The following is a 24889-nucleotide window of genomic DNA, read 5'->3' as shown; positions in this document are numbered from 1 at the left end:
GTCGGTTCATGAATGCACTTGTTCTAGTCTAACTAGAACTATAGTATTGAGTATGTGCTGATACGTGTGGATCCGACAGCGCCGCAGGCGCTCTATGAGCAACTCGCTGCCGCGATCAGGGGTGCCATCGTCCGCGGCGAAATTACTGCGGGGGAGCGACTTCCAGGAGCGCGCGATCTGGCCGAGTCTCTCGGGGTGAATGTGCACACCGTGCTGCGCGGCTACCAGGAGTTACGCGACCAGGGTTTGGTCGAGCTCCGTCGGGGCAGGGGCGCGGTCGTCACGCACACCGCGGTACCGGACGAAGCCGATCTGAGATCGGCAATCGGAGCCGTACATGCCGCCGCTCGGAAACTGGGACTCGGTGGCGAGGATCTTGCTGCGATGGTTCGGGAAGGATACTGAAATGGGTTCGTCTACAGATGAAACGAAGCGTCCGCTGGCTTGGCTGCTGGGCGTGGCGGTGATGATTCCGATCATCTCAACGCTGGTCTCGGCGATTCTGTTGAACAGCTGGCGAGATGATTTGCCCGAACATGTCGCGACCCACTGGGGTTCCGGCGGCGAGCCGGATGGCTACACCTCTGTGACCGGCCTGATGTGGACGCTGATTTTTGTGGGGATCGCGCTGATGGTGCTCGCAGCGGTGGCGGCCGCGGCTTTTCGGGAATACACATTGTGCGCGCAAGTCGTCAGTGGTGTTGCCGCACTGGCAGCTTTCATCGCAGCGTTGGCGCTGTCCGCCACCGGCGTCCAGCGTGGCAAGGTCGACGTATCGGCGGTCGAACTGCCCTGGTGGTCACTGGTTCTCGCGCTGGCCGTGGGTGCTGCGTGTGCGACTCTGGTGCATAGATTGGTGCCGAGGTGGACCACACCGGTGGACCTGGAGCGCTCCACCGTTCCGATGATGATCGAGCCGACCGAACGGGTGGTCTGGACCAGGACGGTACTCAGTGGCGGAATCCCGCTGGTGCTCATGGTTTCCGGCGTGGTGATGTGCCTGGTGGCCGCGGTGTTGTCCGGGCAGTGGTTGTTTGCCGTCCTGGCGGTGGCCGTGGCAACCGTTGCAGTGTTGATGTACGGGATGCGGGTGACGGTCGACCCGGCGGGCCTGCATGTCAGAAGTGTTGTCGGCTGGCCCAAGATCATCATCCCCGCTTCGGAGGTCGCCGCAGTTCGCGCTGTGAAGGTCAGCGCGATCAAGGACTTCGGCGGATATGGCTATCGATTGGGATTTCGTGGGGAGCTGAAGGGCGCCAAGGGTTTTGTTCTCAAGTCCGGTGATGGAATCCTCGTAGACCGGATTGATGGTGGTCGTCAGATCGTTGTGGTCGACGATGCGGATACCGGAGTCCGTTTGCTCGAGGCGTACCGAATGCGTGCCCGAGATCCGGCTTGAGGGTGCGCCCGATGAACGCAGTGACGCCCGGGTTTCCCGCGCAGGATATGCGCGGGAAACCCGGGCGTTGACCGTTCGCGACCCATTGTGCAGACTGAAACCGGACCTCCGAGAGCTCAGGACCTCGGCGAACCCAGGATCGTGGTCGCTGTGTTCAGATCGATGACGTCGGCGTACTTCGCGCCGACGTCAAAGAGGTTGGAGTCATGGATTTCCTGGCTCCGGTCGCCGCAGGCCTCGTTGACCACCTTGGGGATGAATCCGTGTTGCATGGCGTCGGTGGCGCTTGCGCGTACACAACCGGAGGTCGAGACCCCGGAGAGGAGAACTGTGTCAACACCATTGGCCGTCAGCGTTGACGCCAGCGAGGTGCCGAAAAAGGCCGACGCGTACTGCTTGACAACAACGATCTCGCCCGCGATCGGTATCAGTTGCGGCACAAAGGCGCCCAACCCGTCTGGATGATCGGCTTCGAGGAACCTCAGGGCCGAGACCTTCTTGGTGAACAGTCCTCCGTCCGCGAGCCAGGGGGCATACTCGACCCGGGTGTGGACAACGAGGATGCCGGCAGCTCTGGCGGCTTCCAACAATGTCAATGCCCGCTCGATGACGGTCGGATCAGGCAGGCACAGTGGTGATCCCGGCCGGAAATAGGCTTCCAGCATGTCGATCATCACCAGTGCCGGACGGCGGCCCCAACCGAGTGAGCCGCCGAATCCTGCCTGCTCGTAGTCCTTTTCTTTGTCGACACCCGGCTTGTCGACACCCGGCCTTTCAATAGCACCGGTTCCGGTCACGCCGAAACCTCCACTGCCCGCTCGCATGCTTCGAGTAGGGACTGTTCGCTCAGCTCGGTTTGCGGAAGTTCCGCAACGATCTGTCCGTCGTGGAGGACCAACACGCGGTGACAGATCGCCGCAAGTTGTTCGTGGTCACCGGAGAAGACCACAACCGATGCTCCGTCGGCAGCCAGATCGGCGACCCGATCGAGCAACTGACGGGAGGCTCCGGCGTCCACGCCCTGGGTGGGTTCATCGAGCAGCAGTACCGATGGTGCCATCTGCAGCCACTTCGACAGGACCAGCTTCTGCTGGTTGCCGCCACTGAATTGCCGGATCGGCCAATATGGTTGCGCGGGAACTGCACCCGAGGACTCAACCAGTTCCAGTGCTTTGGCGCGTTCCTTGCGCCAATTGGTGGCGATGCCGAACTTGGTGAACTTGTCCAACGCAGGCAGCGTCACGTTCTCGACGGCGGAGGCGTCAAGCCACACCCCGTCGCGATGACGGTTTCCGGGTACCAATGCCAGACCCGCGGCAATGGCTGCCCGCGGTTTGTTCGCCTCCACCTCGGTCCCGTTGACGGTCACCGTACCCGCAGTGCGCGCCAACTTGCCGGCGAGCAGCAGCGGGAGTTCTTCGTGACCCATTCCCGCCAGGCCGGTGAACCCGACGATCTCACCGGCCTCGATGCTGACCGAAAGATTGCGCACGACACCGCCACTGACGCCATCGAGTACCAACTGGGCCGTGCTGACCGATGCTCGGGCAGGAGGATCCGGATAGTACTCAGTCAGTCGGCGACCGAGAATATCGGCAACCAGATCCGACCGGGTCAGACCTTCGGTCGAGCGGGTGAGCACCCGCTCGCCGTCTCGGAGCACGGTGACGTTGTCGCAGTCGTCGAGAACCTCGCCGAGGCGGTGACTGACGAAGATCACACTTGATCCGAGGTCGGCAACGCTGCGCATCATCGAGGTGACCTGCGCCGCCTCACTGTGTGAGAGCGATGCCGTCGGTTCGTCGAGGATGAACAGGTGACCTTCGTGACCGTCACCGAGCGCGCGGACCGCGCGAACCAACGCGACGAGCGCACGTTGTGCCGGGCTGAGGTCGGAGACCATTGCTCGCAGCGGCAACTCGATGCCGAGTCGATCTGCGATCTCGGTACAGGCCTTGCCTTCTTTGCGGTCTTGCACCCAGCCAAGGCTGCGCGCACCGTAACCGGTTGCAACTCCGATGTTCTCGAGCACTGTCATCTCCGGTGCAAGACCGAGGTCCTGATGGATGACGGCGATGCCGTGGTCGGCGGGGTTGTGGACCGGGAGGTCCAACTCCTTACCGAACAGCTTCACCCGGCCGGTCTCGGGCCGGTAGTAGCCTGCCAGGCACTTGATCAAAGTGGACTTGCCGCTTCCATTTTGACCAACTAGCGCGTGCACCTCGCCACGCTGCACCTGCCAGGTCAGAGGGTGCAACGCGTAGTTTCCGTCGAACTGCTTTGACAGATCCTCGATCTCGAGTGCCGGGCCCGTGCTCATTTCGCTGCGCCCCGCCGCTTGCCGACCAGCTTGGCAAGTGCGACCGCGATCATCAGAGCCAGGCCGTTGAACAGCGGGCTGACCCAGGATGCCGCGCCGGCGAGCTGCAGGCCGGTGATGCCCACGACCAGCAGGTACACCGCCACCATCGTGCCGATCGGGTTGAAACGACCGACCGTGATCGCGGTGGCGCCGAGGAATGTTGCAGCAAATGGCGCCAGCAGATACTGGTTGCCGATGCCCGGATCGATGGCGCCCAAGTTGCCCACCAGGATGATTCCGATGATCGCGCCGACCAGACCCGACACCACATAGGTGACAGTGCGGATGCGGGCGACAGAGATACCGGCAAGCAGTGCGGCGTCCCGGTTGCCTCCGATGAACAGCATGTAGCGGCCGACCGGCGTGCGCTGGTAGACGAACCACAACACCACCACGAAGATCCACGCGTACCAGGTGGTCATCGGCAGGCCCATCAGTTTTGCCCGCGAGAGCTCCACATAGAAGTCCGGGACGCCGGTGACGATCTTGGAATCGGTGATGGCATAGCCGATTCCGGACAGAGCGGTGAACATTCCGAGGGTCGTGATGAACGAGTCGACGCCGATCTTGACGACAAGTAGGGCGTTGATCAAACCCACCACCACGCCGACGGCGAGGGCGACCAGGATGACGACCGCGGGTGAGTATCCGTTGGTCGACATGACCGCGACCACACACGCACTGGTCACCATCACGCCGGGGATCGCGAGGTCGAAGTCCCCGGTCCGTAGTGCGAGGGTGGCGGCCAGTGCCAACAGCAGGATGATGGCCTGCGAGTTGATCATCGCCGAGACGATGCCGGTCGACCTGAACTCGGGCAGGAACAGCGCGCAGATCGCAAACGCCAGCACCAACAGACCGACCAGCGCATAACGCTCGACGATCGACGTACTTTGACGGGCTTTGTGGGTGGTGGCCGGCTTTTCCGGCTTGTTGGGAGTTGCCGCGTTGCCCGTAGACGGGGCGACTACGGCGCCAAGGTCATTACTCATGATTTCTCCGGTGTGTGTGGCCGCGGACATGTCCATGCCCGCAGGGCGACGGTTACTTCGCCCAGGCCTCGGTGAAGGCGGCCTGGAAATCGGTGTAGTTGGGGTTCACTGCATCGTTTGAGTCACCGACGTTGGTGCTGTCGATGAGCCGGGTCGGGATGACAACTCCGGACGGCTGCGCGCCGGTGATCGCCCGAATCGCGTCGTCGAGCATCGTCCAGCCGAGCCATGCCTCCGGCGGTGCGGCCACGGTCACGTCTTGGCCCTTGCCCGAGCGGATGGCGTCGAGGCTCGAGGCGATCCCGTCACGGCCGAGGATCTTTGCATTCGGGTTCTTCATCGCAACGGTCGGCTCGACGAAGGTGACGCCGGAGTCCCATGCGGTGAAGACGTAGTCGGTGTTCGAATCACGGGTCATCTCGGTCTGCACCTTCTGCGGCAGATCGGTTGCAGCGTTTGCCAGGTCGATGTCCAGGGCGGTTAGCTTGCAGTCGTCGGGGCAGTACTCGTCGTAGACGCCCTTCGCTCCATTGGTCATGTTCTCGTAGATCTCGATGGCGGTCGGCTGTGCGAGAACCGTCGTTGCGGTGCAACTCGAGTCGGCCAGCGTCCAGGCGGCAAGCGAGGCGCCATCTGCGGTGTAGTCGGCACTGATGTTGGAGAACACGCCATTTGCGAGCGGTGCACTGGCGTCACCGGAGAGTGCGTTGATCACCGGGATCCCGGCGTTCTTGGCATCGGACAGAGCGCCGGCCAGCAGAGCAGGCTCGACACCGAGCAGAACGATTGCGTCTGCCTTCTGAGCGATTGCCTGCGACACACCCTCGTTGAACTTGTTGGTCTGACCCTGACCGTCGAAGATCGTGGTCTTGACGCCGGCTGCTGCTGCTGCCTCGTTGAAGCCATTGGTGGCGGCGGTGGTGAACTCGTTGGTCACCACGTTGATCATCCAGATGCTCTTACCCTTGGCGGCGGCGAGATCCAGGGGAGCCTGGGGGGCAACCAGCGGCGCGGGCTCTTTGGCGGCCGCAACCAAGTCGGTTGTGGCGGTCGTGCATTCAGCATTGCCGGCTGCCTTGTTCGACGAGCCACTGTTGCTGCTGTCGTCGGTGGCGCTGGAACATCCGGCAAGTAGGGATCCCACAGCGACAGCTGTGATCATCCACGACGCGGTCTTCTTCACGAAGTCCTCCTCATTGGTATTCGGGTTTGGGGGGTTGATGCGTTTTCGGGCTGTGGAACAGGGGTGTGGAATCAGTGCTCGCGGAGCAGGGTGCCGGAGCCGCGGACCTGATCGGTGATCCCATTGGTGCGCAGCGCATGCCACCAGGTGGCGGCGTTGATGGCGATGACCGGTTTGCCCAGCCAACGCTCGGCCTCGTCGGCGAGGCCAACCATCGACAGGTTGGTGCCGACCTGCACGATTGCGTCGATATCGGGGCCGTCGACTTCAAGGATGCTCTGCCGCAATGTATCTTCGGAGACTCTCGCGATGTCAACCGCGGACGGGCATTTCAGGCCCTTGAGATTGACGACATCGTATCCGGCTTCGGTGAGGAACAGGCGCACCATGTCATCGGCGATCGGCTGGTACGGAGTGATGACACCGAGTCTCCGGGCACCGAAGAGGTCGAGCGCACGGCGAACGGCATCGGCGCCGGTGGCCAGCTTCTTGCCGGAGAAGGTTTCGATCTGTTCGGCGAACAGTCGGTTGCCTTCGATTCCGCCCCAGAAGGTTTCAGCCGACATGCCCATCACCAGGTAGTCGGGATCGCATGTCAGCACACGCTCGCATGCCGCATTGATCTCCTCGCGGATCTGGTCGAGCAGTCCCTCGAAGTCTTCGTTGTTCGTCAAAGTTTGATTCCGGATGTGGATCCGTGCGACATGGGGGGTCACACCGGGCACCGTCATGCGGTAGTAGTCCGGCTCCACGACCGTATTCGTCGAAGGTGCGAGAACGCCGAAGACGTTGCGCCAGCCGAGCACGTCAACCATGGGACTCCTTTGGGGATTGCACACAACCTGTGGTGTGCAAAAACTGATTCTGTGTACATCGTGAGATGCGGTGTTGCCGCACGTTAACGAAAGCTACGGCAGTACCGTCTCGAAACAATAGCGGTAGAGCCGCGTGTTTACAGGGAGTTTACTAGAAGAAACCCGAGAATCCTGACCTCTGGATGGGCATTTGTACTCCTGAGCTGCGCTAATGATCCAAACGCGGTTGTATACATAATGGTTGACCTTGGACGATCATGCAGTCATAATTGTGTGCAGTTCGATCACATGAAGCAGAGCAAGCGGTGCATGACCACCTCAGGTGGATCGTCGACCCCCCGCGAGGAGAAGGAGCAGCCATGGCCACTCAACGAACGGTCTTGACCTTGGATGATGCGGAGGCCGTCTTGGCGGCAGCTCGTGCCAAGGCCATTGAGATCACTGTCCCGATGGCTGTGACCGTCATCGATCATGCAGGTCAGATGATTGCGTACATCAAGATGGACGGCAGTCCATTGATGGCCGAACCGATGGCAAAAGGCAAGGCTTACACGGCTGTTGGCATGGGACAGCCCACGTCGATGTGGGAAGACGCCGGAGCGGCGAGTCCGTCGTTTGCGGGATCGATCACGGCCATCCCGGGCTTCACGCCTTTCGGTGGCGGACTTCCGCTCCTGGTCGACGGAACGCTCGTCGGGGCCATCGGAGTGAGCGGTGGAACGACCGAAGATGACATCAAGGTGGCGACCGCGGGCGTGGAAGCAATCAAGTAACCAGCACGGCCCCAACGTTTTTGACGGTAACAATCATCAATGAGAACAGGATTGAACATGGGTAAGTTTGACGGACAGGTCGCTTTCATCACCGGTGGCGCACGCGGACAGGGCCGCTCGCATGCGGTTCATCTCGCCGAACAGGGTGCTGACATCGTCATCATCGATTCGCTCAAAGACAACGCAACCACCCCGTACGGAATGGCCACGCAGGCTGATCTGGACGAGACGGTCCGCCTCATCGAAGGACTGGGCCGTAAGGTTCTGGCACGCCAGATCGACGTGCGAGACCTGGACGGGCTCATCGCATTCGCCGACGAGGTCGTCGAAAAGTGGGGCAAGATCGACATCCTGCTCGCCAACGCCGGCATCATGACCGCTGTACCGGTTTCCGAGATGAGCGCCGAGGTCTGGGGCGAGACCGTCGACATCAACCTGACGGGCGTCTTCAACTCCTTCCGCGCTGTATTGCCGCACATGGCGAAGGCCGGCTACGGACGTGTCGTCGCAACCTCCTCGGGTGGCGGACACATCGGATTCAACAACCTCGGCCATTACTGCGCCGCCAAGTGGGGCGTCATCGGCTTGGTCAAGTCTGCCGCAATGGAATTGGCCCAGTCCGGCGTGACGGTCAACGCTGTCACCCCGACCAACGTCAACACGGACATGATCCGCAACGCGTCGTGTGAGGCGCTGTTCCTGCCGGGTATCGAGAACCCGACCATCGAGCAGATCGAATCCGCATACGTCATCAACCCGATGGGTGTGCCGTGGATCGAGCCGATCGACGTCTCGCGCACCATCGCATTCCTCGTCTCGCCGGATTCGAAGTACATCACCGGTGAGACCATCGGCCCCCTGGCCGGTTCGGGTGCCACCAACGGCGCTGCATAACAACAGATAACGCGCACCATCTCGCGCGGCGGGGTCTTTCGAATGTTCACGCATTCGAAAGGCCCCGCTTTTGTGTCGCCTTGTCATCGGCAGCGCCATACGTAGATGCACCTGGCGGGTTGGCGTCAGATGACGCGGGCGAATTGCGGCAGGTCCTGATACACAACAACGCCCCGGCCGAAGCTGGGGCGCTGCTGGTCTGCCGGAATCACCTGGGGGGGAGGCTTTTCCGGCGAGTCGAGATGGTCACCGCTTGGCGCGCTCTTCGAGCTCGGCGTCGGTGTACCAGGTCTTACGGGGCGGGGACTTGATCTCGAGCTGGATTGTGTCCTCGAGAGCTTCGCTCATGTGCGGCACTCCGCGCGGGTGCAGCCAGGTGTCGCCGGCCTCTGCGATGAACTCTTCGCCGCCGATGACAAGCCGAAGCTTGCCGCTCAGGCAGTATCCGATGGACTCGTGATCGTCGTGCTGATGCATCGGGTCGACCATGCCCTTGCCCTTGAAAGCCTCGACGAAGATCATGTCCTGGCCGACCATCAGGGCGCGAACGGTCAGTTCACCGTCTTCGACGGTGTCCTCGATCAAGCTAACCGGATCCGACGGGATGTCCGAGTTCTTGGTGAACAAGCGTCCGCTGGGCTTGATCATCCGATCTTCGATGTCAATCGCCATGGTTTCTCCTTCAATATTGTTGGGCTGTAGAACTTTTGGGCTACAAACTGTGTTGGTGGGGTCAGGACCACATCAGGAGGTCGTTGTCCCTGGTGCCGAGGAACGATCCGATCGACACCCGACCCTCACCGGCGGTTTCGCCTGCAGAGATCTTGTGGGGGTTGCGGGGGTTGAACAGCACAACCTCGCCGACCTTCGGTGCAAAGGTGAAGCTCTCGATCGAACTGTCGGATTCGATGTCGCCACTGGGCAATCCGCGCGCGGGATCTTCACCTTCGGCGGGAATCCACGGGCTGTTGTAGACGGTGGTCTCGCCGCCTGCGGAGGGGCACTGGGTGTAGAGGTTCCAGGTGATCTGGTCCTCGATCTCGCCAATTGCCCAGTCAGGCGAGTTGTACGGGGCATAGTCGGCGTGCAAGTGCACGCCGTTGGAGGCGATGCGCACGACAACAGGGCAGTAGTCGCCAAAACCTGGCTCGCTGGGTACGCGGATCTCGCCGTTCGGGTGGTACTCGCCGAGCATCGCACGGAATCGCTCCGGGACGTCGACCGACTGCGCGTAGAGCTTTTCCTGTGCGGCAACGGCAGCAGGTACGGCGTCGAAGAATTCGGCTTTGCGGCCGCCGTCCTGGCGGTACTCGTACATGACCAATCCGAGGTAGTGGGTCGGTGTGGCAACGCTGTACGACTTGAGGTCAGGGGAGGTGTGTACGGCCTCGGAGAATGCGGCGCATTCGTCGGCGGTGGCGAAGTTTTCGATACGGATCGCGGGGATCTCGTTGCGTATCAGGGCCGCCAGCGATTCGGCACTCAATTCAGCTGCGGTGGTCTGCTTCCATGCAGGCATGTAAATCGGTCCTCTCTACAATCCCGTGTTGCGGACTTCTTGCGGTGAAATGTCGCAGCGGGACTACTTGGTTAGTTAGTCTTGCATACAAAATAGAGACGTGGTTGCGCTTGCGTTACATCTGTACGAAAGGGTTCAGATCGCGCCTGAACTGCGCAGATCCGTGATTTCCTGCGGTGTCCGATCCAGCACGGAGGTCAGGATTTCGGCGGTGTGCTCGCCGAGTTCCGGTCCAAGCCACCTGATCGACCCTGGCGTCGACGAAAGTTTCGGTGCCACGTTCTGCACCGGGAACTCGCCGAACAGCTTGTGCTGCACCTTGACAATCGCCTCGCGGGCGATGAAATGTGGATCGTTCATCATGTCCCGGGCCTGGTAGATCCGTCCGGCGGGCACACCCTTTTCCTCGAGCAGAACCAGCAGTTTCTCGGACGCTTGTGTGCGCGTCCACTCTGCGATCAAGTCGTCGAGTTCGGTCTGCCGGATACCACGTTCGGTGTGGTTGTGGTACCGGGGATCGGATGCCAGTTCGGGACGGCCCATGGCATCAACCAGGCGTCCGAAGACGGTGTCCTGGTTGGCGGCGATCAAGATGCTGCTGTCGTCGGCGGTCGGATAAACGTTGCTTGGCGCGACATTCGGGAGAATCGACCCGGTGCGCTCGCGCTGGTAACCGGTCAATTCGTACTCGGGCACAGTGGATTCCATCATGGCGAGCACGGCTTCGTAGATGGCCGAATCGACCACCTGTCCACGGCCGGTGCGCTGCACGCCGTGCAGGGCAACCAACGCGCCGATCGTGGCGAACACCGCTGCCAGCGAGTCGCCGATCGAGATTCCGGTGCGGCTCGGCAGGCTGTCCGGGTCGCCCGTGATGTGACGCAATCCGCCCATGGCCTCGCCGATCGAGCCGTAGCCCGCACGCGGCGAATATGGGCCGGTCTGGCCGTAGCCGGTGACACGCACCATGATCAGCTTGGGGTTGACGGCACTGAGTTCTTCGTAGCTCAGGCCCCATCGTTCCAGGGTTCCCGGTCGGAAGTTCTCGATCAGGATGTCCGCCGAGGCGATGAGATCGCGGGCGATCTGCTGTCCTTCAGGGGTGCGGAGGTTGCAGGTCACCGACTTCTTGTTGCGTGCGACAACGGGCCACCACAGCGACTGGCCCTGCGAGCTTTCCCGGCCCCACTGCCGCATCGGGTCGCCCTTGCCCGGATCTTCTAGTTTGATGACCTCGGCGCCGAAATCGGCGAGCAGCTGGCCGCAGAACGGGCCGGCCAGTAGCTGGCCCATCTCGATGACCCTGAGGTTGGAGAGCGGACCTGCCTGGTCCTGGCTCTCGTTTCCTTTGATGTGTGAGGTGGACATATCAACTTCCTCTGCGGTTGGAGCCCGATCGAGAACGAGCCGTGGTGTGCGTCTATCGGCATTTCAAAATCAACCCCGGTCACATGTCCCGGGATCTGGATTGTGGTGGCGACCTGATGGTCGCCGTCAGATATGACCGGTCAGTCCAAAACGGCGCCAATGCCTTTGAAGATCCCGACCCCCGATGTCTGTCCGGTCTCCGGACGGAGCATTCCGGCGCGAGCATTGTGTATGTGACAGCGCATCACGGACTCTGCCCACTCGTGGTTCACGGCTCGGATCGCGGCAACGATCTCAAAGTGGTGAGACAGGCTGCGGGACAGCGCGTCTTCGTCGAAGTGTTTGTAGTTCACGGTTGCCAGATTGATATGTCTGACGGAGGTGAGCGTCGCTGCGAGTTGGCTGCTTTGTGTCTTTTCGGTCAGGATCGCGTGGAACTCGCGGTTCAGCTGCGCGATTGCCGGAAAGTCCCGGTCGCCGGCAGCCTTGCCGAGGCGCTGCATGCGGCCGGCCAGTTCTTCGAGGTTGTCGATCTCCTTGTCCGACAGCCGCCCGACGGCCATGCCGGTGGCGGCCGGCTCCAAAAGGAGCCGCAGATCGAAGATCTCGGTCAGCCGCTCCGCAGTCCATGTCGCAACTCGGGCGCCCTTGTTGGGCGACATCACGACCAAGCCTTCTGCAGCAAGTCGTGCCAACGCCTCGCGTATCGGAGTGCGGCTGACGTTGAGCAGGGCTGCCAGTTCCACTTCGCCCAGCCGGTCGCCTGCGTTCCACTGACCCTCCACGATTTTGGCGCGTAGAAGATCAGTCACGCTTTGCGATGCTTGAGACACCAAGTACCTCCCTCGATTGCATACATCCTATCTCGGGTGTTGGATCGAGACAACCAAAACGAGGCAGTTTGCGCCGATTTCTGCCGATTTACACACCCGCAACATTCAACTTGCATACATTCGAAGCCTGCGAGAAAATCTGAGAATGGGAACTGAAGTGTCGCGCGAAACGAAAGAGCCCCAGTCGGTGACGATCGTCGAGGTGTCACCTCGTGATGGACTGCAAAACGAGGCAACACTGTTGCCGACGGCGGCCAAGCTCGAACTCATCAACAACCTGGTCGGCGCCGGTCTGCGTCGCATCGAGGCAACCAGCTTTGTACACCCGGGGCGCGTCCCGCAGATGGCGGATGCCGAGGCTGTCGCCGACGCGCTCCCGCGCGGGGAGGTCTCCTGGATCGGATTGGTGTTGAACGAGCGTGGCCTCGATCGGGCCATCGCTGCCGGCCTCGACGAGGCCAATATCGTTGTGGTTGCCTCCGATACGTTCAGTGCTCGCAATCAGGGCACCACCACCGCCGAAGGTGTTGCGCTCTGGTCGCGTCTGGCCAGGCGTGCGCAAGGCGCCGGCCTCAAGACGACGGTGACCATTGCGGCCGCATTCGGCTGTCCGTTCGAGGGTGAGGTCCCGGCGGCCCGGGTCGGTGAACTCATCAAGCAATGCGTGGACGCCCAGCCCGACGAGGTGGCGCTGGCCGATACGATCGGTGTCGGCGTTCCGGCGCAGGTGCTCGAACTCGCGGACCATGCAGCGAAAGAGGCGGCAGGCCTGCCGGTTCGGTGGCACTTCCACAACACCCGAAACACGGGGTATGCCAACGCCCTGGTTGCGTTGCAGTCCGGGGCGTCGGCGCTCGATGCCAGCCTCGGCGGGGTCGGTGGATGTCCCTTCGCGCCCGCAGCGACGGGAAATATTGCCACCGAGGATCTTTGGTATCTCCTAGAACGTAGTGGAGTGCGAACCGGCCTCGCCATCGACTTGCTGATGTCGGGGGCCATACGGCTCGGTGAGATGCTGAACAAGACGGTCCCGGGCCAACTGTCACGTGCAGGCACCTTCCCGGCCTGACACATTCACTTCACCGCAGCACATCGAGATGATATGGGAGACAACATGGCCAAAGGTTTGTACATTGCCTTCACGCACCCACGCGACGACGAGTCGGACGAGGAGATGAATCGCTGGTACAGCGATCATCATCTTCCCGAGATCCTGTCGCTGGACGGGGTTCAGAGCGCAACACGGTACCGCTCGCGGGACGAGGACCCGAAGTACCGATACATGGCGGCCTACACCCTCGAGGGCGACGACCTGGACGAGATCGTGGCGCGCATCCACGCCGATGCCCCGAACCGGACGCCGACCACCGCGACTCGTACCGATCCCGGCTCCGAGTTCCAGCTCTTCGATCTCGTGGAGCATCAGGAGAGCAAGTAACCAACAGCAGTGCATTTAGCCAACGGCAGAGCGACCAGCACCGACAATCGAGCCGCCGTACACGAGGGTGTACGGCGGCTCGATTGTTCTCGGTGGTTGATCAGACCTGTAGATCAGAGGATGTAGAGCATCTCCTGGTAGGTCGGGAGGGGCCAGAGGTCATCGGCGACAACACTTTCGAGGGTGTCTGCCGCGAGTCGGACCGCGGCCATCGCGGGCAGCAAGGTGTCCCGTGCATACTTGGCTTCTTCGAGGCTGCCTTCGACGTGTACACCGAGCGCTGACTTCAGAGCCGCCAAAGCTGCGGTCAGCTCTCTCATCGGCTCGGTGACCATGTTCAGCAATGTGATGTCTGGTTCGATACCGGCGGCCTTGAGAGCGCCCACGTTGGTGGCGATCTCGGTCTGGTACCGGATGGCGGCAGGCATGACCAGCGTCGACCCGATCTCCAGGGTCAGCTTGGCCTCGACAGCGATGGTCAGGATGTACTGTTCCAGACCGATCTCGTAGCGGCTGTACATCTCGCGATCGTTGAAAACGCCGTACTTGGCGAACAATTCGATCGACGACTCCGAGATCAACTCGGGCAGCGCGTCGACTGTTGTCTTCAGGTTCGGGAGACCACGCGAGGCGGCCTCGATCGGCCAGTTGTCGGAGTAACCATCACCGTTGAACACGACCGCGCCGTGCTCGGTGATGATGTCGGTGAGGAGTGTCTGTACGGCGGAGTCGAATTCGACACCTTCGGCGAGGGCTGTCTCGAGCACCGTGGCGCAGTAGTCGAGTGAATCGGCCATGATCGTGTTGAGTACAACCATGGGCTCGCTGACGGTTTGCATCGATCCCGGAGCGCGGAACTCGAATCGGTTGCCGGTGAACGCAAATGAGCTTGTCCGGTTCCGATCGCCGGGGTCGGTGGGCAGTACCGGCAATGTGTCGACACCGATGAGCATGGTGCCCTTGCCCTTTGACGATGTTGCCGCACCCTTGGCGATCTGATCGAAGACGTCGGCCAGTTGCTCGCCGAGGAAGATCGAGACGATTGCCGGTGGTGCCTCATTGGCGCCGAGGCGGTGATCGTTGGTCGCCGATGCGACCGACACCCGAAGCAGCCCGGCATGCAGATGCACCGCCCGGATGACGGCTGCGCAGAACACGAGGAACTGTGCGTTCTCATGCGGGGTGTCGCCGGGTACCAGAAGGCTGCCGAACTTGTCGTTGCCGAACGAGAAGTTGACGTGCTTGCCGGAACCGTTGACACCGTCAAAAGGCTTCTCGTGGAAGAGACATTCCATGCCGTGCTTCTTGGCGACCGTTTTGAACGTCGTCATCAGGAGCTGCTGGTGGTCGGCCGCGATGTTGCCGCGTTCGAACATCGGCGCGATCTCGAACTGACCGGGTGCGACCTCGTTGTGACGGGTCTTGGCGGGGATGCCGAGCTTGAAGAGCTCGCGTTCGGTGTCCATCATGAAGCCGAGTACGCGTTCGGGGATCGCGCCGAAGTAGTGGTCGTCGAACTCCTGCCCCTTGGGGGGTTTCGTGCCGAACAGGGTGCGCCCGGCATTGAGCAGATCGGGACGTGCCAGGAAGAAGTGGCGATCGACCAGGAAGTATTCCTGCTCCGGTCCACAGAAGGCGACGACATTGCCGGGATTGGCGTGCCCGAACAGCTTCAGTACGCGCTCGGCATGTTTACCCATGGCCTGCTGAGAGCGCAGTATCGGGGTTTTGTGGTCGAGTGCTTCACCGGTCATCGACACGAATACGGTCGGGATGCACAGGGTGTTGCCGTTGGGATTCTCGAGCACATACGCCGGACTGGTGACATCCCAGCCGGTGTAGCCGCGGGCCTCGAATGTGTTGCGCAGGCCGCCGTTCGGGAAGCTTGAGGCATCCGGTTCACCCTGGATCAGGGTTTTGCCCTGGAACTCGGCGAGAGTTGATCCGTCGCTCGACGGTTCGAGGAAGCTGTCGTGCTTCTCTGCGGTCAGTCCGGTGAGCGGATAGAAGACGTGGGCGTAGTGGGTGGCGCCCTTCTCGAGCGCCCAGTCCTTCATCGCGGATGCGACGGCGTCGGCGACGGCCGGGTCGAGTTTGCTGCCCTTTTCGATCGTGGAGATCACCGACTTGTAGACGTTCTTCGGCAGCCGCTTCATCATGACCGACTTGTTGAAGACGTTTGCGCCGAAGATGTCTCCCGGCGCCTCGGTGATATCGAAACTGACCGGAGGAGGCTGGTACGCCTCGACTGCAGTGATGGCGGCAAGCCGGATATTGTTTCCGCTCATTCGTTCTTTACCCTTCTCGCGGGTCTCAATGGTGCTGAAAGCCCTGACCTGCGAACTCTACGAACGATCGGTAACGGACTCGTTTCATCGCAGTGACGATGGAAAGCAGAGTTGAACGGGTGTTACGGATTGGTTGCCCTCGGCCGAAACCTGTCCGGTTTTGCGGTCAGCGTCCGGACGGCCGGTCGATACGGAAGGCATGGTGCTGGCCGTCGTCGATCGGATTGTCCGGTTTGAGGTAGCCGGTGGCGACCTGGGTGAAACCCGCCGACAGCAGAGCCCGCCACGACGCGGGATTGGTGACTGCCACCGGGACGATGATTGCTGTGGTCTTCGGCCGATCAACCCAGCAGATCTCTACCATCCGGCGGATCATCAGCGTTCCGTAGCCGCGTCCGGTCATCTCGGCTTCGCCGATGAAGTAGTCGATCGACATGGCGGACTCGGGGACCCTGAGCAGTGTTTCCAGTTCGGCGAGATCATCGGGATAGTCGGCAAAGAAGTACCGCTGGATCAGTCCGATCGGCAGATCGTCGTAGAGAACGATGAAGTCCTCGGTCGGTTCGGTCCCGTCGATGCTTCCACCGAAATCGCGCTCGACCGCTTCATCAGAGGTGTCGTGATTCCAGAAGCGAGCGACATGAGGATTGCCGAGCCACTTTTGGATCAGAACGAGATCGTCGCGCTCGGTATGCCGAAACCGCATCCCTTCACTGTCCGCGCCGAGGTCGCGGAGGTCAATCTTTCTCCACGGATGGTTTGTCGGCGATGAGTGCGGGGAAGATGTGATCGCGCAGCAGGGGCGCGAGCTGCGGCGATGTGTCCGTACGGTCGTACCAGCGCAGTTCCGCGATCTCGCCGGCCGGCTCCGGCTCACCGGTGAGCTCGGCGCAGAAGATGTGGCCGTACACCAGGGTGTCGGCTTCGTTTGCTGCCGCGGCGGTGAAGGTTCCGAGCTCGGTCAGGTCCTGCGGCGCGATCTCGATGCCGATCTCTTCGAGCACTTCGCGTACCGCTGCCTCGACCGGGCTTTCGCCGGCTTCGAGCTTGCCTCCGGGCAGCATGAAAGAGGTGGTACCGGACTTCCTGACGGTCAGCACCTGTGACGCGCTGTTGTGGAAACAGACAGCGGAGACGATCAGGGTGGGTGACGTGCGTTCGGTATCCGTGCTCATGGGACAAATCATGCCGGGTGGACTCGCCGGGCACACCACCGGAATGCTTCCGCAAATCTAGAACACGTTCTAGTGTGTTCGACATGACTGATTCTGCGGACGCGACCACCGAATTCGATCACCTACGCGGCGGCACGCACCTCGGCCACTTGATGGTGGCGGCACTCAAGCGACATCACAACGATCCGGTTCTGTTTCTGGGGGACACCACGCTGACCGGCGGTGAGATGGCTGCGCAGGTCAGTACCTACGCGCAGGCCTTCGAGTCTCTCGGCGCCGGTTCCGGCACCGCGGTCGGACTGCTGGCACTGAACCGGCCGGAGGTGCTGTTCGTCATCGGCGCGGGTCAGACCCAGGGATGGCGCCGGACCGCGCTGCATCCGCTGGGCTCGCTCGATGATCACGCGTACGTTCTCGGCGACGCGCAGATCGCGACGTTGGTCATCGACCCGGTGCCGATGTTCGTCGAACGCGCGGTGGCGTTGCTGCAGCGGGTCGACAGCCTCAAGCAGGTCCTGACACTCGGACCGGTGCCCACCGAGCTCGCCGACGTCGCACGAGACGTGACCGCCGAAGCCCGGCGATTCGAGCCACAGCCGCTGGTTGCCGCGGATCTGGCGCCGGATCACATCGTCTCGATCACCTATACCGGCGGTACCACCGGGAAACCGAAGGGCGTCATCGGGACTGCGTCGGCCATGGCGACGATGACCCAGATCCAGCTGGCCGAATGGGAGTGGCCCGAACATCCTCGCTTTCTCATGTGCACACCGTTGTCGCATGCGGGTGCGGCCTTTTTTGTGCCCACCCTGATGAAGGGTGGCTCGATGGTGGTGCTGGCCAAGTTCGATCCGGCCGAGGTGCTCCGGACGATCGAGGAACAGAAGATCACGGCCACCATGCTGGTCCCGTCGATGTTGTATGCCCTGCTCGACCATCCGGATTCACGCACCCGTGATCTGTCGTCGTTGCAGACCGTGTACTACGGCGCCTCGGCGATCAATCCGGTGCGACTGGCTGAGGCCATCGAGCGGTTCGGACCGATCTTTGCGCAGTACTACGGGCAATCCGAGGCGCCGATGGTGATCAGCTATCTGCCCAAGGACGCCCACGACGAGAAGCGACTGTCGAGTTGTGGTCGACCCTCGGCATTCCTGCGGACCGCTCTACTCGGTGACGACGGCAAACCGGTTCCGGTGGGGGAGCCGGGTGAGATCTGTGTTGCCGGTCCGCTCCTCGCCGGTGGTTACTGGGGACTTCCGGAGGCGACCGCCGAAGCGTTCCGGGATGGCTGGTTGCGAACCGGCGATGTGGCCCGGGAGGACGAGGACGGATTCTGGTTCATCGTCGATCGCACCAAGGACATGATCGTCACCGGCGGTTTCAACGTCTTCCCCCGTGAGGTCGAAGACGTTGTGGCCGAGCACCCTTCGGTTGCGCAGGTCGGTGTCATCGGCGTTCCTGACGAGAAGTGGGGTGAGGCCGTGACCGCGATTGTGGTGCTGCGCAGCGATGCATTGACCGACAACGTCTCGATCGCGACGATGATCGCGGAGATCCAGGACGCGGTGAAGGACCGGAAGGGTGCTGTGCAATCACCGAAACGCGTCATCGTTGCGCAATCACTGCCACTGACTGCATTGGGCAAACCGGACAAAAAGGCGCTGCGCAAGCAGTATTGGAGTGAGAGCGAGCGGGCTGTCGGCTGAGCGTTGTCGCTGTTGGACCGGTAGCGGGCGGTGCGAATCGGACAAAAGAATATTGTCCGATTCGCACTTCTCTTCTCTTCCATAAACACTCTTGCGGACCGTGAACTTTCGTACCATGTTTCCATGGCCCGGTCTTCTGACGTTCAGGGTGCGGCTGCGCAAGCCCTTCTCGACATCGGCAAGTTCTTCACGCGGTGGGACGAGACCGATGATGCGCGTGCGGTTTTTCGTCAGGGTGGACGTGCCGGCGACGTCTTCTATCGCGACCGGTGGAGTCACGACAAGATCGTCCGTTCCACCCACGGTGTCAACTGCACCGGTTCGTGCTCATGGAAGGTCTACGTCAAAGACGGCATCATCAGCTGGGAGACGCAGGAGACCGACTATCCGTCGGTGGGACCTGACAGTCCGGAATATGAGCCACGCGGTTGTCCGCGCGGTGCCGCATTCTCTTGGTACACGTATTCGCCTACGCGAGTTCGTCATCCGTATGCCCGCGGTGTACTCGTCGAGATGTTCCGGGACGCCAAGTCCCGCCTCGGTGACCCCGTGCTCGCCTGGGCCGACGTCGTCGGCGACCCGATCCGCCGCCGGTCCTATCAGCGCGCGCGGGGCAAGGGCGGTCTGGTTCGGGTGTCCTGGGACGAGGCCATCGAGATCGCTGCCGCAGCGCACGTCCACACCATCAAGGCCTACGGGCCGGATCGCTGTGCCGGATTCTCGCCGATTCCGGCGATGTCGATCGTTTCGCACTGCGTGGGGAACCGATTCGTCCAGCTGATCGGCGGTGTGATGACGTCGTTCTACGACTGGTACGCCGACCTTCCGGTGGCCAGTCCGCAGGTCTTCGGGGATCAGACCGACGTCCCGGAGTCGGGCGACTGGTGGGACGCCACATATCTGATGATGTGGGGCTCGAACGTGCCGGTGACCCGCACCCCCGACGCGCACTGGATGGCCGAGGTCCGGTATCGCGGCACCAAGGTGGTCACGGTCAGTCCCGACTACGCCGACAACTCCAAGTTCGCCGACGAATGGCTACCCGCACAGGCCGGGACGGACGGCGCGCTGGCGATGGCGATGGGCCACGTCATCCTCACCGAGTTCTTCGTCCGGCGCTCGGTGCCCTTCTTCATCGACTATGTCCGGACCTACAGCGACCTACCGTTCTTGATCCATATCGACGAACACGAAGGTGGGTATGTGCCCGGAAAGTTCCTGACCGCAGACGAATTGGGCGGTCCGCCGGGCGACCCCGCCGACAACGGCGTCTGGAAGACGGTGATCCTGGACGACACCACGGGTGAGCCGGTTGTTCCCAACGGCTCCATCGGATTTCGCCACGGGCAGGCCGGTGAGGGCCGGTGGAACCTCGACCTCGGAACAGTCGATCCGGCGTTGACTTTGCATGGCCGCACCGACAGCGGCAACGTCGAGATCATGATGCCTGCGTTCGATGCCCCCGATGGTTCGGGCTCGGTCCTGCGGCGCGGCGTTCCGGCGATCCGGGTGAACGGACATCTTGTCACCACGGTCTTCGACCTGATGCTCGCGCAATACGGGGTGGGCCGGGGCGGTCTGCCCGGGCAGTGGGCGAGTGGATACGACGATGTCAGCACTCCGTACACGCCCGCGTGGCAGGCCGAGATCACCGGTGTGCCCGCGGAGGCGGCCATCAGGGTGGCCCGTGAGTTCGCCACCAACTCGGTCGAGTCCGGCGGTCGGTCGATGATCATCATGGGAGCAGGTATCTGCCAGTGGTTCCACGGCGACGCCACCTACCGCGCGATCCTGTCGATGTTGATCCTCACCGGCTGTATGGGTCGAAACGGGGGCGGCTGGGCGCATTACGTCGGCCAGGAGAAGTGCCGGCCGCTCACCGGTTGGATCTCGCTTGCCAACGCGCTCGACTGGTCGCGGCCGCCGCGCACGATGGCCGGAACGTCGTACTGGTACATGCATACCGATCAATGGCGCAACGACGGGTATTCCACGACGTCACTGGCGTCACCGTTGTCCCGGGGCACTCTCACCCATGAGCACACCGCCGACGCGATCGCGCAGTCGGCGCGTCTGGGCTGGATGCCGTTCTATCCGCAGTTCGATCGCAGTCCCCTCGACATCGCCGACGAAGCCGACGCCGCGGTCGAGGGTGGCGTTGACGAGAGTGTTGCCGATCATGTGGCCCGCCGACTCGCCAACGGCGAACTGACTTCGGCCATCACCGATGTCGATGCCCCGCAGAACTGGCCTCGCACACTCGTGTTGTGGCGGTCGAACCTGATGGGGTCGTCGGCGAAAGGCAACGAGTACTTCCTGCGGCATCTGCTCGGCACCCACCACAACGTGATGGGCAGCGAGGATCCCGCGACACCTCGGCCTCGAGATGTGTTGTGGCGCAGTCAAGCACCCGAAGGCAAGCTAGATCTACTTCTGTCCGCAGACTTTCGGATGACATCGACGACCCTGCTCTCGGACGTGGTGTTGCCCGCCGCCACCTGGTATGAGAAACACGACCTGTCCGCGACCGACATGCACCCGTTTGTGCACGCCTTCTCACCTGCCATCGATCCTCCGTGGGAGGCCAAAACGGACTTCGATCTGTTTCACCTTCTTGCCCAGAGGTTTTCGGAGCTGGCCAAGACCCATCTGGGGGTGCGGCGAGATCTGGTCAGTGTGCCGATGCAGCACGACACACCGGGGGAGACCGCTGCGCCCCACGGACGGGTGGATGACTGGCAGGAGGCGGGCATACGGGGGACACCCGGGCGCAATATGCCCACGTTCACGGTCGTCGAACGCGACTACACCGCAATTGCCGACAAACTGGCCTCCGTGGGCCCCTTGGTCGAGCGCCTGGGATTCACCGTGAAGAACATCACCTACGACCTCGGGGAGCAGAGCGACCGGCTTGCCGTCTCCCATGGCGTCATGGCGGGCGGGGCCGCGGAAGGACGTCCGGCCATCGACACCGACGTCAAACTCGCCGACGCGATCCTGACCTTTTCGGGCACCACGAACGGTTCCGTGGCCGTCGACGGATTCCGGAAGCTGCAACGACGGGTGGGCAGGCGGCTCGAGGATCTTGCCATCGGGTCGGAGGAGAGGCGCATCACCTTCGCCGACACCCAGAAGGGGCCGGTCCCGGTACTGACGTCCCCGGAGTGGTCCGGATCGGAGACCGGGGGCAGGCGCTACGCCCCGTTCACGCAGAACATCGAACGGCTCAAGCCATTTCACACACTCACCGGGCGCATGCACTTCTACCTGGACCACGACTGGATGATCGACATCGGTGAGTCGTTGCCGATCTATCGGCCACCGCTGGACATGCACCGGCTGTTCGGTGAACCCCGGCTGGGACCTGACGGGGCCCAGCAGATCACCGTCCGATACCTGACACCCCACTCGAAGTGGTCGATCCATTCCGAGTACCAGGACAACCTCCTCATGCTGTCGCTGTCCCGTGGCGGGCCCACCGCATGGATCAGCCCGCAGGACGCAGCAGCCATCGAAGTGGCCGACAACGACTGGATCGAATGCGTCAACGCCAACGGGGTGATGGTGTGCCGCGCGATCGTCAGCCACCGGATGCCGGTGGGGGTGGCCTTTGTCCACCACGCACAGGACCGCACGATCGACGTGCCGAAATCGGAGGCCACCGGGAGGCGCGGCGGCATGCACAACTCGGCAACCCGGCTGCTGGTCAAACCCACACACCTGATCGGCGGATACGCCCAATTGTCCTACGCCTTCAACTATCTGGGGCCGGCGGGCAACCAACGCGACATGGTGGCAACCATTCGCAAGCGCAGTCAGGAGGTGAAGTACTGATGCGTGTGATGGCCCAGGTGGGCATGGTCATGAATCTCGACAAGTGCATCGGATGCCATACCTGTTCGGTGACGTGCAAGCAGGCCTGGACAAACCGGGCCGGCACCGAATATGTGTGGTTCAACAATGTCGAAACCCGTCCGGGACAAGGGTATCCGCGTCGCTACGAAGACCAGGAGAAATGGCGGGGTGGGTGGCACCTGAACTCCAGGGGCAAACTGCGATTGCGCACCGGCGGTCGACTGCAGAAGCTGTTCACGCTGTTCGCCAGTCCGGTCCAGCCGACCATTGCCGACTACTACGAGCCCTGGACCTACGACTACCAGACCCTGATCGACGCGCCGCTCGGCGACGACTTCCCGGTTGCCCGGCCCAAATCGTTGTTGACCGGTGAGAACACCGAAATCAAGTGGTCGGCCAACTGGGACGACAACCTCGGCGGCGCAACAGAACACGGCGATCAGGACCCGATCGTGGCCAAACTCCGTCGGGACTGTGAGGATGCGGTCAAGTTCAGTTTCGAACAGACCTTCATGTTCTACCTGCCCAGGATCTGCGAGCACTGCCTCAACCCGTCGTGCATGGCGTCGTGTCCGTCTGGTGCCATCTACAAGCGCAGTGAAGACGGGATCGTGCTCGTTGACCAGGACCGATGCCGGGGATGGCGGCAGTGCATCACCGGGTGTCCGTACAAAAAGATCTATTTCAATCACAAGTCGGGCAAAGCCGAGAAGTGCACGCTGTGCTATCCGCGGATCGAGGTCGGTCAGCCGACGGTGTGCTCGGAGACGTGTGTCGGCCGGCTGCGCTACCTCGGGATCTTTCTCTACGACGCCGACGCGGTGACAGACGCCGCGTCCACACCCGACGATCAAGACCTGTACGAGGCACAACTCGATCTGCTCCTCGACCCGAACGATCCCGCTGTCGAGAGAGCCGCGCGCGCCGATGGCATCCCGGATGACTGGCTCGACGCCGCCCGTCGCTCTCCGATCTACGCGCTGGCCAAGAAGTTTCGGGTGGCACTGCCACTGCATCCGGAATACCGCACCATGCCGATGGTCTGGTACGTGCCGCCGCTGTCGCCGATCGTCGACCTGTTGGCGGAACAGGGGCACGACGCCGAGAACCGGGGCACACTGTTCGGTGCCATCGACGCGCTGCGGATTCCGGTGGAGTACCTCGCCGAATTGTTCACCGCCGGTGACTCCGACCTCATCGACTCCGTACTCAAACGCCTCGCCGCGATGCGCGCTTACATGCGGGACATCACCCTCGGACGTGAACCCGATGCCGACATCCCGGCATCGGTGGGAATGTCCGAAGAGGAGGTCTACGAGATGTATCGCCTCATGGCCATCGCCAAATACGAAGACCGCTACGTGATTCCGACGGCGCACCTCGAACAGGCCGAGAAGCTGGAGGAGACGGCATGCTCGCTGGACCACGACGGCGGCCCGGGAATGTTCGAATCGTCCGCGTTCGGTGAGGCCAGTGGTCGCGCGGTGCCTGTGTCGGTGGAGACGTTCCACGCGCTCAAGCAGCGTCAGACCAGCGACACCGCAGCCGGTGCGGGCAGCATGGCGGATCGCGTGAACCTGTTGAACTGGGACGGAAACGGCAGTCCCGCAGGCCTGTTCCCCGATCGGACGAAGGCGCCATGAGGTGGCCGGGGGATCGCCGCGCCGACCATCGGGTGGTTCACCAGATCGCGTCGCTGTGCCTGTCCTATCCCGATGCCGCATTGCTATCGAAGGTCGGGTTGGTCAGGGCGGCACTGAATGAGATCGAGTGCGAGGCCACCACCGGGCCGCTGCGACGCTTCGTCGACCATCTGGCGGCCACGGATCAGGCCGCGCTGGGCCGCGAGTACGCCGAGGTCTTCGACCTGTCGAGCAAACGTACGCTGTACCTCTCGTATTGGACCGACGGCGATACCCGGCGACGTGGCGCGGCGCTCGGCGAGTTCAAACAGCTCTATCGAGACAGCGGTTTTCTCGTGGATCTGGGTGGCGAATTGCCTGACCACTTACCCATCGTGCTCGAGTTCTGTGCGCGCGCCGATCCGGTGGTCGGCGCCGGGGTGCTCACCAGATATCGGGTCGCGATCGAACTGATCCGGTTCGGGTTGCTCGACCGCGGCACGCCGTACGCCGACGTGCTCGAGTCGGTGTGCGCAACCCTGCCAGGTGCGTCACCCGCGGACAGAGCGGCGGCGCTGGCGATGCGTCCTCCGATACCGGTGGAGACTGTCGGCCTCGAGCCGTTCGACCCGAGACTTCTGCCCATCGCCGGGACGAGGTGAGT

At 62.3% G+C, this 24889-nt stretch carries 22 protein-coding genes; 10 read left to right on the top strand and 12 right to left on the bottom strand.

Translation table 11 applies throughout. From position 1 onward, the window contains the following. Window positions 1–54: 54 nt before the first annotated feature. Window positions 55–405: a GntR family transcriptional regulator gene (locus tag AC1TPF_RS20020; RefSeq protein WP_482139720.1), complete on the top strand. Its 351-nt coding sequence runs from the start codon at window positions 55–57 to the stop codon at window positions 403–405. A gap of 1 nt (window position 406) precedes the next feature. Next, window positions 407–1399, top strand: a complete 993-nt coding sequence (locus AC1TPF_RS20015) for a DUF1648 domain-containing protein (protein WP_482139718.1) — start codon at window positions 407–409, stop codon at window positions 1397–1399. Between the two features lie 116 nt (window positions 1400–1515). Here the strand turns inward: AC1TPF_RS20015 and AC1TPF_RS20010 are convergent, their stop codons facing one another. The 5 genes from AC1TPF_RS20010 to AC1TPF_RS19990 all read right to left on the bottom strand — a co-directional run bounded on the left by AC1TPF_RS20010 (window position 1516) and on the right by AC1TPF_RS19990 (window position 6751). Beyond that, entirely contained in the window at window positions 1516–2178 is a 663-nt protein-coding gene (locus tag AC1TPF_RS20010; protein ID WP_482145153.1) for an isochorismatase family protein, read from the bottom strand. Window positions 2179–2192: 14 nt separating this feature from the next. After that, the gene (locus AC1TPF_RS20005) at window positions 2193–3719 is read right to left on the bottom strand and encodes a sugar ABC transporter ATP-binding protein (RefSeq protein ID WP_482139716.1); all 1527 of its coding nucleotides are present in this window, start codon (window positions 3717–3719) and stop codon (window positions 2193–2195) included. Then, a complete protein-coding gene (locus AC1TPF_RS20000; RefSeq protein WP_482139714.1) occupies window positions 3716–4753 on the bottom strand; it encodes an ABC transporter permease in 1038 nt (345 codons plus the stop codon). Before AC1TPF_RS20000 ends, AC1TPF_RS20005 begins: the two co-directional genes overlap by 4 nt. A gap of 52 nt (window positions 4754–4805) precedes the next feature. Next, on the bottom strand, window positions 4806–5936 hold the full coding sequence (locus AC1TPF_RS19995) for a substrate-binding domain-containing protein (RefSeq protein ID WP_482139712.1): 1131 nt from the start codon (window positions 5934–5936) through the stop codon (window positions 4806–4808). Between the two features lie 71 nt (window positions 5937–6007). Then, window positions 6008–6751, bottom strand: a complete 744-nt coding sequence (locus tag AC1TPF_RS19990; protein ID WP_482145077.1) for a maleate cis-trans isomerase family protein — start codon at window positions 6749–6751, stop codon at window positions 6008–6010. Window positions 6752–7110: 359 nt separating this feature from the next. Here AC1TPF_RS19990 and AC1TPF_RS19985 point away from each other — a divergent pair, with 359 nt between their 5' ends. Beyond that, window positions 7111–7524, top strand: a complete 414-nt coding sequence (locus AC1TPF_RS19985) for a GlcG/HbpS family heme-binding protein (protein ID WP_482139708.1) — start codon at window positions 7111–7113, stop codon at window positions 7522–7524. A gap of 57 nt (window positions 7525–7581) precedes the next feature. Continuing rightward, complete coding sequence (locus AC1TPF_RS19980; RefSeq protein ID WP_482139706.1) at window positions 7582–8418, top strand: mycofactocin-coupled SDR family oxidoreductase; 837 nt, start codon at window positions 7582–7584, stop codon at window positions 8416–8418. A gap of 246 nt (window positions 8419–8664) precedes the next feature. Here the strand turns inward: AC1TPF_RS19980 and AC1TPF_RS19975 are convergent, their stop codons facing one another. The 4 genes from AC1TPF_RS19975 to AC1TPF_RS19960 form a co-directional block, all read right to left on the bottom strand. Continuing rightward, on the bottom strand, window positions 8665–9090 hold the full coding sequence (locus AC1TPF_RS19975; RefSeq protein ID WP_482139704.1) for a cupin domain-containing protein: 426 nt from the start codon (window positions 9088–9090) through the stop codon (window positions 8665–8667). A 61-nt stretch (window positions 9091–9151) separates the two neighbouring features. Further along, window positions 9152–9937, bottom strand: a complete 786-nt coding sequence (locus tag AC1TPF_RS19970; protein WP_482139702.1) for a 2OG-Fe(II)-dependent halogenase WelO5 family protein — start codon at window positions 9935–9937, stop codon at window positions 9152–9154. Between the two features lie 135 nt (window positions 9938–10072). Next, window positions 10073–11305, bottom strand: a complete 1233-nt coding sequence (locus AC1TPF_RS19965; protein WP_482139701.1) for a CaiB/BaiF CoA transferase family protein — start codon at window positions 11303–11305, stop codon at window positions 10073–10075. A gap of 140 nt (window positions 11306–11445) precedes the next feature. Further along, a complete protein-coding gene (locus AC1TPF_RS19960; protein ID WP_482139700.1) occupies window positions 11446–12117 on the bottom strand; it encodes a GntR family transcriptional regulator in 672 nt (223 codons plus the stop codon). A 166-nt stretch (window positions 12118–12283) separates the two neighbouring features. Between AC1TPF_RS19960 and AC1TPF_RS19955 the strand changes: the two genes are divergently transcribed. Further along, window positions 12284–13207, top strand: coding sequence for a hydroxymethylglutaryl-CoA lyase (locus AC1TPF_RS19955; protein ID WP_482145076.1), 924 nt, complete (start codon window positions 12284–12286; stop codon window positions 13205–13207). A gap of 45 nt (window positions 13208–13252) precedes the next feature. Further along, window positions 13253–13576, top strand: a complete 324-nt coding sequence (locus AC1TPF_RS19950; RefSeq protein ID WP_482139698.1) for a DUF4286 family protein — start codon at window positions 13253–13255, stop codon at window positions 13574–13576. 113 nt (window positions 13577–13689) lie between these two features. Here the strand turns inward: AC1TPF_RS19950 and AC1TPF_RS19945 are convergent, their stop codons facing one another. The 3 genes from AC1TPF_RS19945 to AC1TPF_RS19935 all read right to left on the bottom strand — a co-directional run bounded on the left by AC1TPF_RS19945 (window position 13690) and on the right by AC1TPF_RS19935 (window position 17039). Beyond that, window positions 13690–15864, bottom strand: coding sequence for a glutamine synthetase III family protein (locus tag AC1TPF_RS19945; protein WP_482139697.1), 2175 nt, complete (start codon window positions 15862–15864; stop codon window positions 13690–13692). A 166-nt stretch (window positions 15865–16030) separates the two neighbouring features. Next, entirely contained in the window at window positions 16031–16570 is a 540-nt protein-coding gene (locus AC1TPF_RS19940) for a GNAT family N-acetyltransferase (protein WP_482139696.1), read from the bottom strand. 31 nt (window positions 16571–16601) lie between these two features. Continuing rightward, on the bottom strand, window positions 16602–17039 hold the full coding sequence (locus AC1TPF_RS19935) for an NUDIX hydrolase (RefSeq protein ID WP_482139695.1): 438 nt from the start codon (window positions 17037–17039) through the stop codon (window positions 16602–16604). Between the two features lie 83 nt (window positions 17040–17122). Between AC1TPF_RS19935 and fadD8 the strand changes: the two genes are divergently transcribed. The 4 genes from fadD8 to narJ all read left to right on the top strand — a co-directional run bounded on the left by fadD8 (window position 17123) and on the right by narJ (window position 24887). Next, window positions 17123–18748, top strand: coding sequence for a fatty-acid--CoA ligase FadD8 (gene fadD8 / locus AC1TPF_RS19930; RefSeq protein WP_482145075.1), 1626 nt, complete (start codon window positions 17123–17125; stop codon window positions 18746–18748). Window positions 18749–18871: 123 nt separating this feature from the next. Then, window positions 18872–22582 (top strand): nitrate reductase subunit alpha, encoded by a 3711-nt coding sequence (locus AC1TPF_RS19925; protein WP_482145074.1) that lies wholly within the window; start codon window positions 18872–18874, stop codon window positions 22580–22582. Then, entirely contained in the window at window positions 22582–24246 is a 1665-nt protein-coding gene (narH, locus tag AC1TPF_RS19920; RefSeq protein ID WP_482139692.1) for a nitrate reductase subunit beta, read from the top strand. Before AC1TPF_RS19925 ends, narH begins: the two co-directional genes overlap by 1 nt. Beyond that, window positions 24243–24887: a nitrate reductase molybdenum cofactor assembly chaperone gene (gene narJ / locus AC1TPF_RS19915; RefSeq protein WP_482139691.1), complete on the top strand. Its 645-nt coding sequence runs from the start codon at window positions 24243–24245 to the stop codon at window positions 24885–24887. Before narH ends, narJ begins: the two co-directional genes overlap by 4 nt. Window positions 24888–24889 lie beyond the last annotated feature (2 nt).

Source organism: Williamsia sp. Y853 (assembly GCF_056786495.1).
Note: the sequence above shows the minus strand (reverse complement) of the source record. Positions and strands in the feature narration are given on the sequence as shown.

Excerpts from the sequence above, each read along its gene's own strand:
- AC1TPF_RS19985 (WP_482139708.1), top strand. The coding sequence starts at position 7,111 with ATGGCCACTCAACGAACGGTCTTGACCTTGGATGATGCGGAGGCCGTC.
- AC1TPF_RS19965 (WP_482139701.1), bottom strand. The coding sequence starts at position 11,305 with ATGTCCACCTCACACATCAAAGGAAACGAGAGCCAGGACCAGGCAGGT.
- narJ (WP_482139691.1), top strand. The coding sequence starts at position 24,243 with ATGAGGTGGCCGGGGGATCGCCGCGCCGACCATCGGGTGGTTCACCAG.
- AC1TPF_RS20000 (WP_482139714.1), bottom strand. The coding sequence starts at position 4,753 with ATGAGTAATGACCTTGGCGCCGTAGTCGCCCCGTCTACGGGCAACGCG.
- AC1TPF_RS19955 (WP_482145076.1), top strand. The coding sequence starts at position 12,284 with ATGGGAACTGAAGTGTCGCGCGAAACGAAAGAGCCCCAGTCGGTGACG.
- AC1TPF_RS19990 (WP_482145077.1), bottom strand. The coding sequence starts at position 6,751 with ATGGTTGACGTGCTCGGCTGGCGCAACGTCTTCGGCGTTCTCGCACCT.
- AC1TPF_RS19970 (WP_482139702.1), bottom strand. The coding sequence starts at position 9,937 with ATGCCTGCATGGAAGCAGACCACCGCAGCTGAATTGAGTGCCGAATCG.
- AC1TPF_RS19980 (WP_482139706.1), top strand. The coding sequence starts at position 7,582 with ATGGGTAAGTTTGACGGACAGGTCGCTTTCATCACCGGTGGCGCACGC.
- AC1TPF_RS19935 (WP_482139695.1), bottom strand. The coding sequence starts at position 17,039 with ATGAGCACGGATACCGAACGCACGTCACCCACCCTGATCGTCTCCGCT.
- fadD8 (WP_482145075.1), top strand. The coding sequence starts at position 17,123 with ATGACTGATTCTGCGGACGCGACCACCGAATTCGATCACCTACGCGGC.
- AC1TPF_RS20015 (WP_482139718.1), top strand. The coding sequence starts at position 407 with ATGGGTTCGTCTACAGATGAAACGAAGCGTCCGCTGGCTTGGCTGCTG.
- AC1TPF_RS19945 (WP_482139697.1), bottom strand. The coding sequence starts at position 15,864 with ATGAGCGGAAACAATATCCGGCTTGCCGCCATCACTGCAGTCGAGGCG.
- AC1TPF_RS19975 (WP_482139704.1), bottom strand. The coding sequence starts at position 9,090 with ATGGCGATTGACATCGAAGATCGGATGATCAAGCCCAGCGGACGCTTG.
- narH (WP_482139692.1), top strand. The coding sequence starts at position 22,582 with ATGCGTGTGATGGCCCAGGTGGGCATGGTCATGAATCTCGACAAGTGC.
- AC1TPF_RS19950 (WP_482139698.1), top strand. The coding sequence starts at position 13,253 with ATGGCCAAAGGTTTGTACATTGCCTTCACGCACCCACGCGACGACGAG.
- AC1TPF_RS19925 (WP_482145074.1), top strand. The coding sequence starts at position 18,872 with ATGGCCCGGTCTTCTGACGTTCAGGGTGCGGCTGCGCAAGCCCTTCTC.
- AC1TPF_RS20005 (WP_482139716.1), bottom strand. The coding sequence starts at position 3,719 with ATGAGCACGGGCCCGGCACTCGAGATCGAGGATCTGTCAAAGCAGTTC.
- AC1TPF_RS19940 (WP_482139696.1), bottom strand. The coding sequence starts at position 16,570 with ATGCGGTTTCGGCATACCGAGCGCGACGATCTCGTTCTGATCCAAAAG.